A 12,672-nucleotide genomic window follows, 5' to 3' on the forward strand; every position below is an offset into this window, starting at 1 on the left:
GGCAGGGGGCCTGACCCACCATGCCCTGCATGTCTTGTCCGGTCAGCTTGTGACTGCACCGCCCCGATCCTCAAGGCGCGCATCCACGGACAGGCGGCCTGCACCAGTGACAGAGAGCGCCAGATAACCCCCGGCAAGCGCCAGATTTTTCAGCAATTGTGTCATTTGCATCTGGTCTGCGGGGTCAAAATGATACAGCAGCCCCGATACCACACAAAACGCCGCCAGCGCATAGGCTGCAAGCCGTGTCATCACGCCCACGATCAGCGCCGCACCGGCAATGATTTCGAACAGGACCGCCGGCCATGCAAGCGCTGCCGGAATGCCTCCCGATGCCATATATTGACCAAAACCTGCAACATCGCCCAGTTTGCCAAGGCCGGAAACCAGAAATAGCGCGCCCAACAAAATGCGCGCAACAAGTAGAACTGTGGAGTGTGTCATGTGAACCTCTGACGTGAATAAGTTATGAAGCGCAGATATAGCGGTTTATGCGATGTGCAGAATTCACTGATACCCCACATGCCATGTGCGAAATTACACAGGCACGTCCGCCAATCGGGCAAAGATTGCGATTGATCAATGCAACATTACCGGGACAGGTTTAGGGTGCAGGCCATAACTTGAACGATAGGACCAATACCCATGCGTATCATTGTCTTCAATGCAGGCAGTTCATCCCTGAAATTCGGGGTTTTCGATCTGAATGCGGGCGACACATTGGACAAGGCGCAGCATGTGTTCAAAGGCAGTTTTGACAGGTTTGGCCCCGATGGCTGCGATTATCAGCATGGCACGCAGCAGCCAGTGGTCGAACGCGCGCCTTATACCAGCCTTGCTGCCGCCACGCGCGCGGTCCCCGACCTGCTGTCCGCTGCGGGCGTGGGCGCAATAGACGCCGTCGGCCACCGGATCGCGCATGGCGGGGCGTGTTTTGATGGGGCGACCGTGCTGAATGACACAACGCTTGCCCGGATTGACGCGCTGACCCCGCTTGCCCCCTTGCACAACCCCGCCAATCTGGAAGCTGTGCAAGTGGCGCGGCAGGTCTGGCCCGATCTGGCGCAATGGGCGGTTTTCGACACGGCCTTCCACCTGTCCAACCCGGCCCGCGCCAGCACCTATGCCGTGCCGAAGGATTGGCGCGACCGCGGGCTGCGCCGTTACGGGTTCCACGGCACATCGCATAAATATGTGGCCCATCGCGCGGCTGAAGAACTTGGGCAGCGCTTGCGCGACCTGCGCCTGATAAGCCTGCATCTGGGCAATGGGGCGAGCGCCTGCGCGATTGCGGGCGGGGTCAGCATCGACAGTTCCATGGGGATGACACCCATGGAAGGGCTGGTCATGGGCACGCGTTCGGGCGATGTGGATCCCGGCCTGTTCGGGTATGTGCACCGCGAACTGGGGCTTGATATTGCGCAGATCGAAGATACGCTGAACCGCCATAGCGGCTTGCTTGGGCTGACCGGATCATCGGATATGCGCGATGTCGAGGCGCGCGCCGCACAGGGCGACGCGGATGCGCAGCTTGCGATTCATATCTATGCATACCGCGCGCGCAAGTACATCGGGGCCTATGCGGCGGCCATGGGCGGGCTGGATGCGTTGGTGTTTACCGGCGGCATTGGCGAAAACTCCCCCTCGATGCGCAGGCGTATCTGTGACGGGTTGGGGTTCATGGGCATCTTGCTGGACCATGACCGGAACATGCAGGTCGATCTGGGCGCACGCGCGGCACCGCAAATTCAGGCCTATGGCGCACGGGTCAATGTGCTGGTCACCGAAACGGCCGAGCAGTTGATGATAGCCCGTGAAGTTGTTGTGGCCGCCAACCGGTCCAGGGGGCAGGGCGCGCGCATTCCGGTTGCGGTATCGGCGCGACATGTGCATTTGTGCCGCAAGGCTGTGGATGCGCTGTTCGGGCCGGGGTATGAGCTGACGCCCGACAAGCCCTTGCGCCAGCAAGGCCATTGGGCAGCAGCGGAACGCGTTGCACTGCACGGCCCGAAAGGCACAATTCGCAATGTGGCCATCCTTGGTCCGCTGCGCGACCGCACCCAGATCGAAGTGTCGCGCACTGACAGTTTTGCGCTGGGTCTGGACGCGCCGGTTCGCCAAAGCGGCAAACTTGACGGCACACCCCAGATCCGGCTCTCCGGCCCTATGGGCGAGATGGACAGCGACGGGCTTATCATTGCATCGCGTCATATCCATATGGCGCCTGAAGATGCGGCCGGCATGGGGTTGGCCGATGGCGATATGGTTGATGTCAAGCTGGACGCGACAGGGCGTGATCTGACATTTACCCGCGTGCTTGTGCGTGTATCCGACAATGCCTTCACGGAAATGCATATCGACACGGACGAGGCCAATGCCGCCGGAATTTCGGGCGAAGGCGACGGTCAAATTTCAGCCGCCGCCACATTGGAACCCGCGTTGAGTAACCCCCAAGCCTGAAGCAACTTCCGAAAACGTTGATCGGTTTTTCCGGTTCGAGATTGCACAAAACCCCTTACTCTACAGCGTTTCCAACGGTTCAGCGGAAAGCCGAAACGCTTTAGGGGGCCATCCGTTCCGGCATCATCTGCACTGGCGCGGGTTATGTTGCGCTGTATCCGCGCCCGGACACCCGTTCGGAATGCTTTTCCTTTGGGTGTGTTCTGACGAACGAATGCCTGGCCGACATGTCACATCCGGTCAGGTTGGGGTGGGATTAAACTAAACGTCCTCCTCCTCAAGGGATTGAAGCGTGATGGTGCCTGCGTCAATCATGCCGCGAACTGACCCCATCACCCGTGCCATGATTTCATCTTTTTGTTTGGCCGTCGGAACGGGTAGGGCGGTTGCATCCTCGCGCATGGTATCGGCAACGCGTTTGGACATATTGGACAGCAGAAATTCCAGTGTTGGCTGGTCTTCCGGCGTGTTTGCCGCAATGATGAACATCATGTCATCAGATGGCACTTCACGCATCAGCACCGGCACATCGCGCGGTGTGATCCGCGCCGGAATATCCTGAAACGTGAAGATGGACTTGCGCACCCCGGTTGCGAACCCCTGATCCAGATTGTCCAACCCTGCAAGAAGCCTGTCGCGCAACGCGGTCGGGGAGGAATTGAGTATTTCACCAACGCGCTTGGTCGATGGTTTGGAAAATGCGCGCAAGGGCTTGTCGGTGACCTGCTGTGCCAGTGCGATGCCAATGCGCGCCACCGTATCGGGGGCAATATCTTCGGTCTTTGCGACAGATATGGCCAAGGCTTGTGCCAGATCAGGGGCCATCTGGGACAACAATCCCGCTGCCTTGTCGATGCTGAGTTTCGAGAGCACGACCGCGCCCACGACGGTGCTTTCAGCCTCCAGCAAGGGCAAAAGGTCGGTGTCGGGCGCCGCTTCAAGATCAGCCCATGGATCACGCCCGTTCGCGCCGCGCGCCAGCATCCTTAACTGCTGGGTGGCCATCGCATCCAGCCGCCCGTCCAGCAGCGACAGCGCGCCATCCAGCCCGTCCGGAAAGGAAAGCCCGACCTGTTCCAGCATTTCCACATACTCGGACACAACGGCATTCATTGTGGTGCGGTCAATCAGCCGCATTTCCCCCATTGTGCGGGTCAGGTTTTCCTGCATGCGCGCGGACAGGGCGGAAAGCTGCAAATCCACCCCTTCGGCAACCAAGACCCGCACGATGATTGCGGCCTTTTGTATGCCGCTAAGATGGTCGGTTCCGGTGGGGGCCGCGCGATGCACCTCATCCACGTCCGGACCCGGAAAATTCATACTGTCTGCCATTGCATTGAAAGGCATCATCGCGGCATCGGTCATTTCGCCAAACCGTTTGCAGACAGGGTCCATTCCGGCAACATGCGATCTCCAGTCATTGCATTACATGAATTCTGACCCTCGCAGACAATCGTCAATAAATTATTGATACCAAATTGATTTACGGAATATTTTTCATAAAAAAGCCCCCGCCAATAAGGGCAGGGGCTAATGAGGGCGGCGCGATGCCTTAACTGGTGGCAGGTTCAATGCAGGTTGCTGTATCAGCGTCCCAAACCTGCCCAGCCATACAGCTGGACGCGGTCGTTTCAGGCTTCATACCCGAACACATTGCCGACGCCAAAGCGGGCGTCAATGAAAGTGCGATCGCGGCCAATGCAAGTTTAAGTTTCATTTCATTGCCTCCATCTTGGGAACCCTGAGTGTAGCACGATTCTCGCCAGATCAAGGCCAGTCCTGAAATTAAATGTCAAAAACCCGCGAAAAAATCGTGTCTACATGCTTGGTGTGGTATTCAAGATCAAATTTTGCGCGGATTTCATCCTCGGACAGCGCCGCGCGCACATCCTTGTCGCCAAGCAGTTCTTCCTGAAAATCGCAGCCTTTTTCCCAGACTTTCATCGCGTTGCGTTGCACCAGCGTATAGGCATTCTCGCGGCTGACACCGGCCTGCGTCAGGGCCAGAAGAACACGTTGAGAGTGGATCAAGCCACGGAATTTGTTCATGTTTGTAATCATATTATCGGGATAGACAACGAGCTTGTCGATCACACCAGTCAGACGGGCAAGGGCGAAATCCAGTGTCACTGTCGCATCCGGCCCGATCATGCGTTCCACGGACGAATGCGAAATGTCGCGTTCATGCCAAAGTGCCACATTTTCCATCGCAGGAATGACCGCCATACGCACCAGCCGCGCAAGGCCGGTCAGGTTTTCTGTCAGCACCGGGTTGCGCTTATGCGGCATCGCGCTGGACCCTTTCTGGCCCTTGCTGAAAAACTCCTCTGCTTCCAACACCTCGGTGCGTTGCATATGGCGTATTTCAATCGCGATATTTTCGATGCTGCTGGCGATCACGCCCAGTGTGGCAAAGAACATGGCGTGGCGGTCGCGTGGAATAACCTGTGTGCTGATGGGTTCAGGCGTAAGGCCCAGTTGTGCGCAGACATGTTCTTCGACACTTGGGTCGATATTGGCGAATGTGCCGACTGCGCCCGAAATGGCACCCGTGGCCACTTCGGCGCGCGCAGCCGCCAGCCGGTCGCGATTGCGCTTCATTTCCGCATAAAACCGCGCAAGGGTCAGGCCCATTGTGGTGGGTTCCGCGTGAATGCCGTGGCTGCGGCCCATGCGGATGGTGAACTTATGCTCCATGGCGCGGCGTTTCAGCGCGTCCAGAAGGGCGTCCATATCTGCCAGCAACAGATCACTTGCGCGCACAAGCTGCACATTGAATGTGGTATCCAGCACGTCAGAACTGGTCATGCCCTGATGCACGAAGCGCGCTTCGTCATTGCCGATTATTTCGGCCAGATGTGTCAGAAAGGCAATGACGTCATGTTTTGTAACGGCCTCGATCTCGTCAATGCGGGCAACATCGAATTCGACATCTTTCGCTTTCCACACGGCGGCTGCACTGGCTGCCGGAATAACGCCCAGATTTGCCTGTGCATCGCAGGCATGTGCCTCGATCTCATACCAGATGCGGAATTTCGTTTCCGGCGACCAGATGGCAACCATTTCAGGGCGGGAATAACGCGGGATCATTGGCGGGCCTCTTGCGGTTAGGTTTGGATGCGTCATAGCGACTGGGGCAACAGGCTGCAAGTTCACCTTATCGCACCCATTATTAACATAATACTGATTATGAGTAATTATTGTATAAGCTGCGGTATACAAAAATTTAGGGCTTTGCCTGTATGCAGTCCCAAGATGTGTCACCTTTCAAAGGAATTCAAATGCGTTTCTGGCGTTCTTCCACGTTCAAGCCTTCAACGGATTTCAGTTTTCTGGTCTGAAGGACATTTCAGGGATCAAGGTCGCGGAAAGGCGCCTGCGGGAAACCCTTGAACAGGCGCTTGACGCTGTGGTCGAAATCGATGCACAAAACAACATTGTGTTTTTCAACGCGGCGGCCGAGCGACTTTGGGGCTATAGCCGCGACGAAGTTATGGGCAAGAATGTTGATATGCTTGTGCCGACAACCCACCGTGCGCAACATGATGGTCTGGTCAACCACAACCGCAGAACAGGCATAAACCGCATTGTCGGCACATCCCGCGAAGTGCGCCTTGTTCGCAAGGATGGCGAAAAAAGATGGGTAAATCTTTCCCTGTCGAAAGTCCCCCGAGAAGATGGCACAATCACCTACACAGCATTCCTGCGCGATGTCACCGAAGAGGTGGGCCGCCGTGAACATATCCGCCTGCTGTCGCTGGTTGCCGATGAAACTGACAACGCCGTGCTGATCACTGGCGCGGATCGCAAACTCATCTATGTGAATTCGGGGTTCACACGTCTAACCGGCTATAAACCGGAAGAAGTTGTGGGGCGCAGGCCGGGTAGTTTCCTTCAGGGGCCGGAAACCGACCCTGAAACGGTGAAACGCATCTCCAAGGCGCTTTCATGTGGAAACCCGTTCTATGAGGAGATTTTGAACTATGACCGGTCCGGCAAGCCCTACTGGATTTCACTGGCGATCAATCCTGTGTTTGACAAAACCGGAAAAGTTGAGAAATTCATATCGATCCAGGCAAATATTTCATCGATCAAGCTGACATCGCTGGAATATACCCGCCAGCTGGAAGCGATTTCCAAAACTGCCGCCATGGCAGAATGGAATGCTGATGGCCGAAGCATCAAGGCGAACGCCTATCTTACAACGCATCTTGATGGCCAGCCCCTGCCCGACCTGCTTGAGTTGCTTGAAGCTGCAAAATTGGACAGGCTGAAAGAAATTGGTGAATGTCGGCAGGATATTGTCTTTGCGCGCGCGGACGGCACGCAATCCATTTTCGACGCCTATTTTCTGACCTTGACCGATATTTCAGGCGATGTGCAGAAATACCTTATGTATGGGCCGGACATCACCTCTCGCGCGCAGGCCGTCAAGGACACGAATGACGCTGTGCGCGATGTCACGGCCTCCAGTCAGGAAATTTCACAGGTGGTCGAAACGATTGACAGCATTGCGATGCAAACCAATCTTCTGGCGCTGAACGCGTCGGTAGAAGCGGCGCGCGCCGGTGATGCCGGACGCGGATTTGCGGTCGTCGCAGGCGAGGTTCGTGCGCTTGCGGTGCGCGCACGCGAAGCGGCGGAACTGGTGAATGCCAAAATCGCGGGGACACGCGATCGCGTGGGACGACTTGCAGAAACCATCAACCGTTTGAAGGAGTGAGTCTATCTTTAAACCCGCCACATAGCAGCAGGATGCTCGGAACAGTTTTCGGGCGGAACTTCAATATTCAAATCTTGCAATATGTTTGTTCTGTAAGTATATGGGGGGTCCGTTGTCCTGGCCAGCATGCCAGGCCACCCCCCCGACTGACAGGCCGTGCACTATGCAATCCCGATTTCTGCCTTTCCTGACCTGGGCCAGACACTATTCCCGCGCGGATCTTACAAATGATCTGATCGCGGCGGCCGTTGTGACGATCATGTTGATCCCGCAAGGTATGGCATATGCGATGCTGGCAGGTCTGCCACCGCAAGCGGGACTATATGGTGCAATGTTGCCGCTGGTGCTGTATGCGGCGTTCGGGACATCGCGCGCGCTGGCCGTGGGTCCGGTTGCCGTGGTTGCGCTGATGACAGCGGCCGCTGCGGGCGCGGTCGCCCAATCAGGCACGGAACACTACCACCTTGCCGCGTTGTGGCTGGCGCTTCTGTCTGGTGGCATGATGCTGGTTCTGGGGCTGTTCAGGCTGGGATTCATTGCCAGTTTTCTAAGCCATCCTGTCATCTCCGGTTTCATTACTGCCGCAGGAATATTGATTGCTGCCAGCCAGTTACGCCACCTTCTCGGGGCCGACATTACTGGCAAAACGCTGCCACAGGTCGTGCCGTCGGTATTTTCCAACAGCGCCGATATCTCTGTACTGACGGTTGTTTTCGCGGCGGTGATCCTTGGCTTTCTGATCTGGTCCCGAACGGGGTTGGCATCACTGTTGCAGCGCATCGGCATAGCGCCACCTTTGGCGAAACTGCTTGGCAAGACAGCGCTGCTGATCGCGGTTGTCACATCAACAGGGATTGTCTGGGCATTGGGGCTGGATGAACGCGGCATTGCAATCCTTGGGGATGTGCCGCGCGGTTTGCCAGAGCTTGGCCTGCCCGCGTTTGATTTCGGTTTGCTACAACTGCTGATCGCGCCGGCTGCGATGATCGCCATTGTCGGCTATGTTGAAAGCATTTCCATCGCCCAGACCCTTGCCGCCAAGAAACGGCAATCCGTAGACCCCGACCGCGAGTTGGTGGCGCTTGGTCTGGCCAATCTGGGGGCTGGCGTCAGCAACGCCATGCCGGTCACTGGCGGGTTGTCGCGATCCATCGTGAACTATGAAGCGGGCGCGGCCACACCTGCCGCTGGTGCCATCACGGCGGTTTTGATTGCCATGGCGCTGATGGTTCTGACCCCGCTTATGTATTTCCTGCCGCGTGTGACCCTGGCCGCCATCATTGTGGTTGCAGTCTTGTCGCTGCTGGATTTTCGCGCCCTGCCGCGCACATGGGCCTATTCGCGTGCGGATGGGGCTGCAATGGCCGCGACAATGATCTTCACCTTGTTTGTGGGCGTTGAACAAGGGTTGATGGCGGGTGTCGGGCTGTCGCTGGTGCTGTTTCTATACCGGACATCACGCCCGCATATGGCGGTTGTGGGGCAAGTGCCGGGGACCGAGTATTTCCGCAATATCGAACGGCACAATGTTGTCACGGATAATCAGGTGTTTTCGATCCGCGTGGATGAATCGCTGTATTTCCCCAATGCCCGCGCGTTGGAAGACCGCGTGACCCAAGCCCTGTCCGACCGCCCTGCCCTGCGCCATGTGGTGCTGCAATGCGCAGCGGTGAATTACATTGACGCGTCCGCGCTGGAAAGTCTGGAGGCGATCAACGAACGCTTGCAGACCGCAGACGTTCAGTTTCACCTGTCAGAGGTCAAAGGCCCCGTCATGGACCAACTGACGCGCAGCCACTTCCTTGATGCGCTGACGGGTCAGGTTTTCCTGACACAGTTCGACGCTATGGTCGCACTGTCGCCCGAACTGACGCGCGCGTGTCAATTGCAGGACCGCTGCGAAACGCTGCGCAACCATTAGCTGTGTGCTGACGCGACTGAGTCGCGCGCCCTTCACATCGCGTCGAACAAGATGCCCCCGCCGTGAGATCGCGTGATCGCGGGTGAACAGAAATCAGCGGTTTCCCGCACGGTTCCATCGCTGCCATGTGATGACGTGCCCGCGGGGCAATAACTTGCCGTTAAATTTAAAGGTTTTGGCAAAGTGACGCCGACCTGTTGGCGTGAACCTGTCGGGCTGCTTGTATCAATGGGCCGGTTGCGCGCATCTTCACCCCAGATGCGGGACACCCTGCATCTGTCCCAAAATAGGAGAGTGAAGATGTTCAAGAAAACCATGACCTCGATTGCTGCACTTGCATTCATGACCGGCATCGCCACTGCACAGATGGGCACGACCGACATCGCATGGACACTGGAAGACTTCTTGATGACCTTCCCGGAAGCAACGCCGGAACTGTTCGATGAAGTCGATACCAATGATGACGGCGTAATTGACAGCTTTGAATATGACGCGGCTGTTGAAGCCGGGCTGATTGATCCTGTCGAAGGCGGCGAAACCGCACCGCTTGAGGAAGAACTCGCACCGCTTGACTGATCGGCGCGCCACTTAAGTGCGCGGGCGGCAATCATATGCTGCAACATATGACTGCCAGATTGCCCGCATGCAACGCGAACCAAAAGTGACGCCGATATAAATCGGCGTCGCTTCAGTATTTCAAACAAATGTCATTTTGTCGAGGATAGTGTCACGAAAAAAGTGGCGCCCCGAAAGGGCGCCACTTTACAATCAAGCTGGCAGTCGCAATTAACCCTGAAGTTTTGCAACTTCGGCAGCGAAATCTTCTTCTTTTTTCTCAATGCCTTCGCCAACTTCCATGCGGATGAAGGCAAGCACTTCGACGCCTGCATCGCTGGCAACTTCGGCAACGGTCTTGTCGGGGTCCATGACGAATTTCTGTCCAAGAAGTGTGACTTCTTCAAAGAATTTCTTCATGCGGCCTTCAATCATCTTTTCGATGACGGCCTCTGGCTTGCCGGATTCGCGCGCCTGTTCGGTCAGAACGGATTTTTCACGCTCGATCAGTGCAGGGTCCAGGTCGGCTTGGGACAGCGACGCAGGGTTGGTGGCGGCAATGTGCATTGCGATTTGCTTGCCGATACCGCTGTCCGTGCCTTTCAGCGCGACCAGAACACCGATCTTGCCCATGCCATCGGTGGCGGCGTTGTGGACATAGGCCGCAACCGCATCCCCTTCGACCAGCGCCATGCGGCGCAGTGTCATATTCTCGCCGATTTTTGCGATGGCGTCGGTCAGCACGGTCGAAACCGGTTTGCCGTCCAGTTGGGCCGCATTCAGCGCGTCCACATCGGACACGGTCAGCGCGACATTGGTAATGCCAGAAACCATGCCCTGAAATTCGGCATTCTTGGCAACAAAATCGGTTTCGGAATTGATCTCGACCGCAACACCCTTGGCGCCGTCAACGGCCACGCCAACCAGCCCTTCGGCCGCAACACGTCCGGATTTTTTCGCGGCCTTGGCCAACCCTTTGGTGCGCAGCCAGTCCTGGGCCGCTTCCATGTCGCCGTTATTTTCAGTCAGCGCTTTTTTCGCGTCCATCATGCCTGCGCCTGTGGTTTCGCGCAGTTCTTTCACCATTGCAGCGGTGATGGTCATTGTTCTTACTCCTGCAAAAGAAGGAAACAGAGGCGTTGAACCACGCCCCTGTCACAATTTCATGTCAAAAACTGGCGCTTATGCGTCCGAAGGTTCAGCAACCGGTTCGGCCAGTGCTTCCTCTGTCGGGGTTTCTTCCAGCGCGCCGACATCGATACCAGCAGCGCCCATCTGCGCGCTCATCCCGTCAAGGGCGGCACGGGCAACCAGATCGCAATACAGCGAAATCGCGCGCGATGCGTCGTCATTGCCGGGGATGATGTAATCAACACCATCGGGCGAGCAGTTGGTGTCAACCACGGCCACAACCGGAATGCCCAGCTTGCGCGCTTCTGCGATGGCCAGATCTTCCTTGTTGACGTCGATGACGAACAGCAGGTTAGGGAGCCCGCCCATATCGCGGATACCGCCAAGGCTGGCTTGCAGTTTCGTTTGCTCGCGTTCCATGCCAAGACGCTCTTTCTTGGTCAGGCCTTCGGCACCGCCATCAAGCTGCTCGTCAATGGATTTCAGCCGCGAAATCGACTGCGACACGGTTTTCCAGTTGGTCAGCGTGCCACCCAGCCAGCGGTGGTTCATGAAATACTGGGCTGAACGCTCGGCCGCATCTGCAATCGGGGCCTGTGCCTGACGTTTGGTGCCGACAAATAGCACACGCCCGCCTTTTGCAACGGTTTCGCGCACAACATTCAGTGCCGCGTCCAGCATGGGGACGGTTTGCGTCAGGTCCATGATGTGGATGCCGTTGCGTTCGCCATAGATATATGGCCCCATACGCGGGTTCCAGCGCTGTGTCTGGTGGCCGAAGTGAACGCCAGCTTCCAAAAGCTGACGCAGTGTGAATTCAGGAAGCGCCATATCGTTTTCCTTTCCGGTTTGCGCCTGGGTAGGGGATTTGAAGGCCATTGCCTCAACCGGTGGACCGCGGGGGATGTCTGTCCCTTGGCCCTGCCCCTACCTGTGAAGTGGTGCCCCATTAGCCGCAGATAGAACCCGATGCAATAGGCAATGTGCAGCGTCTGCTTCGCAAACTGTCATTGCGCGCCCATGCTGGCGGTTCAAGCCAACGCCGACCGCGCATCCTGCAAAAGCTGTTGCCGCCCGATGGCACTATAGAACCGCGCCACCAAATCAGCATATGGTCCGTCCAGAAGTTCATCGCGCAGCACGCTTCGTGCCGGAGCATCCACCTGTTGCCACCGCGCCTCCAGCGTGTCGGGCGACAGGCTGTAACCGGCCTTGTCTGAAAAGAACGTGTTACCGCCGCCGCCAAATCGCGACAAGCCGGTCTGCAACTGCGTTGGTTGCAAGTCCAGCGCCGCCGCAATGTCATCGCGCGCAGCCATGCCCCCGATAAAACCGTTATAATGGACCCGATGCACCCGCCAATGTGCTGCATGCCGCGACAGCTGGTCGGTTTCAGCCAGAAATTCCCGCGCCAGACTTGCCCATGACCGTAAATGATGCGCCCGCCTGCGGGCCTTGCGGTTCTCATCTTCCGCAACCCAGCCAGCCCGGTCAAGAACCTGAAGCAAGCTGGCAAAGGCATTCAGCGGATCGCGCAGGAACAGGATGATATCGACTCTCGCATCCGGGGGCAGGCAACGTGAAACCTGTGACCAGTTCAGAACCTGATCCAGCGTGCGGTCCTCGACGCTGAAAGCCAGCAGCGGGGTGTCAACATGATCACCTTCAGGGCTGGCAGCAGCGTCCCTGCCGTCCTGGCGCAAAGCGCGCGCTGCGGCAAAATGCGCCCGCGTCACATTCACATTGTTGTAATAGGTCCAGGGCTGTTTCGCCCCCGCCAGAACCCATTCCAGAAAGGCGTGATGCCCGCTGCGCCGTGTGGCAATGCATAACAGTCGGCGTTTATTGGTCTGGGTCATGATATTCTCTTGTTGGTCATCAG

10 protein-coding genes are annotated in these 12,672 nt (G+C 57.2%); 4 read left to right on the top strand and 6 right to left on the bottom strand.

Translation table 11 applies throughout. The features are described 5' to 3' along the window. Window positions 1-42: 42 nt before the first annotated feature. Window positions 43-444 carry a DoxX family protein gene (locus P8S53_RS10060; RefSeq protein ID WP_277803838.1) on the bottom strand — a complete coding sequence of 134 codons (402 nt, stop codon included), beginning with the start codon at window positions 442-444 and terminating at the stop codon, window positions 43-45. Window positions 445-645: 201 nt separating this feature from the next. On the opposite strand from P8S53_RS10060, the gene P8S53_RS10065 reads away from it, so the two are divergent. Continuing rightward, window positions 646-2,460 (top strand): acetate/propionate family kinase, encoded by a 1,815-nt coding sequence (locus tag P8S53_RS10065; RefSeq protein WP_277803839.1) that lies wholly within the window; start codon window positions 646-648, stop codon window positions 2,458-2,460. A gap of 261 nt (window positions 2,461-2,721) precedes the next feature. Here P8S53_RS10065 and P8S53_RS10070 read toward each other — a convergent pair whose 3' ends face one another. Together P8S53_RS10070 and purB are read right to left on the bottom strand one after the other, a co-directional pair. Further along, complete coding sequence (locus P8S53_RS10070; protein ID WP_277803840.1) at window positions 2,722-3,855, bottom strand: FliG C-terminal domain-containing protein; 1,134 nt, start codon at window positions 3,853-3,855, stop codon at window positions 2,722-2,724. Window positions 3,856-4,245: 390 nt separating this feature from the next. Beyond that, on the bottom strand, window positions 4,246-5,550 hold the full coding sequence (purB, locus tag P8S53_RS10075; protein WP_277803841.1) for an adenylosuccinate lyase: 1,305 nt from the start codon (window positions 5,548-5,550) through the stop codon (window positions 4,246-4,248). Between the two features lie 286 nt (window positions 5,551-5,836). On the opposite strand from purB, the gene P8S53_RS21320 reads away from it, so the two are divergent. The 3 genes from P8S53_RS21320 (at window position 5,837) to P8S53_RS10095 (ending at window position 9,680) form a co-directional block, all read left to right on the top strand. After that, window positions 5,837-7,183 (top strand): PAS domain S-box protein, encoded by a 1,347-nt coding sequence (locus P8S53_RS21320; protein WP_306417909.1) that lies wholly within the window; start codon window positions 5,837-5,839, stop codon window positions 7,181-7,183. A gap of 163 nt (window positions 7,184-7,346) precedes the next feature. Continuing rightward, window positions 7,347-9,104 (top strand): SulP family inorganic anion transporter, encoded by a 1,758-nt coding sequence (locus tag P8S53_RS10090; RefSeq protein ID WP_277803842.1) that lies wholly within the window; start codon window positions 7,347-7,349, stop codon window positions 9,102-9,104. Between the two features lie 300 nt (window positions 9,105-9,404). Next, window positions 9,405-9,680 (top strand): hypothetical protein, encoded by a 276-nt coding sequence (locus P8S53_RS10095; RefSeq protein WP_277803843.1) that lies wholly within the window; start codon window positions 9,405-9,407, stop codon window positions 9,678-9,680. 210 nt (window positions 9,681-9,890) lie between these two features. On the opposite strand, the gene tsf is transcribed toward P8S53_RS10095, so the two are convergent. The 3 genes from tsf to P8S53_RS10110 all read right to left on the bottom strand — a co-directional run bounded on the left by tsf (window position 9,891) and on the right by P8S53_RS10110 (window position 12,649). Further along, window positions 9,891-10,763 (bottom strand): translation elongation factor Ts, encoded by an 873-nt coding sequence (gene tsf, locus P8S53_RS10100; RefSeq protein WP_277803844.1) that lies wholly within the window; start codon window positions 10,761-10,763, stop codon window positions 9,891-9,893. 78 nt (window positions 10,764-10,841) lie between these two features. After that, window positions 10,842-11,621, bottom strand: coding sequence for a 30S ribosomal protein S2 (rpsB, locus tag P8S53_RS10105; protein ID WP_277803845.1), 780 nt, complete (start codon window positions 11,619-11,621; stop codon window positions 10,842-10,844). 200 nt (window positions 11,622-11,821) lie between these two features. Then, complete coding sequence (locus P8S53_RS10110; RefSeq protein ID WP_277803846.1) at window positions 11,822-12,649, bottom strand: hypothetical protein; 828 nt, start codon at window positions 12,647-12,649, stop codon at window positions 11,822-11,824. Window positions 12,650-12,672 lie beyond the last annotated feature (23 nt).

The organism is Roseinatronobacter sp. S2 (assembly GCF_029581395.1).
In the GTDB taxonomy this organism is placed as follows: domain Bacteria; phylum Pseudomonadota; class Alphaproteobacteria; order Rhodobacterales; family Rhodobacteraceae; genus Roseinatronobacter.

Excerpts from the sequence above, each read along its gene's own strand:
- P8S53_RS10110 (WP_277803846.1), bottom strand. The coding sequence starts at position 12,649 with ATGACCCAGACCAATAAACGCCGACTGTTATGCATTGCCACACGGCGC.
- P8S53_RS10070 (WP_277803840.1), bottom strand. The coding sequence starts at position 3,855 with ATGGACCCTGTCTGCAAACGGTTTGGCGAAATGACCGATGCCGCGATG.
- P8S53_RS10095 (WP_277803843.1), top strand. The coding sequence starts at position 9,405 with ATGTTCAAGAAAACCATGACCTCGATTGCTGCACTTGCATTCATGACC.
- rpsB (WP_277803845.1), bottom strand. The coding sequence starts at position 11,621 with ATGGCGCTTCCTGAATTCACACTGCGTCAGCTTTTGGAAGCTGGCGTT.
- P8S53_RS10060 (WP_277803838.1), bottom strand. The coding sequence starts at position 444 with ATGACACACTCCACAGTTCTACTTGTTGCGCGCATTTTGTTGGGCGCG.
- P8S53_RS10065 (WP_277803839.1), top strand. The coding sequence starts at position 646 with ATGCGTATCATTGTCTTCAATGCAGGCAGTTCATCCCTGAAATTCGGG.
- tsf (WP_277803844.1), bottom strand. The coding sequence starts at position 10,763 with ATGACCATCACCGCTGCAATGGTGAAAGAACTGCGCGAAACCACAGGC.
- P8S53_RS10090 (WP_277803842.1), top strand. The coding sequence starts at position 7,347 with ATGCAATCCCGATTTCTGCCTTTCCTGACCTGGGCCAGACACTATTCC.
- purB (WP_277803841.1), bottom strand. The coding sequence starts at position 5,550 with ATGATCCCGCGTTATTCCCGCCCTGAAATGGTTGCCATCTGGTCGCCG.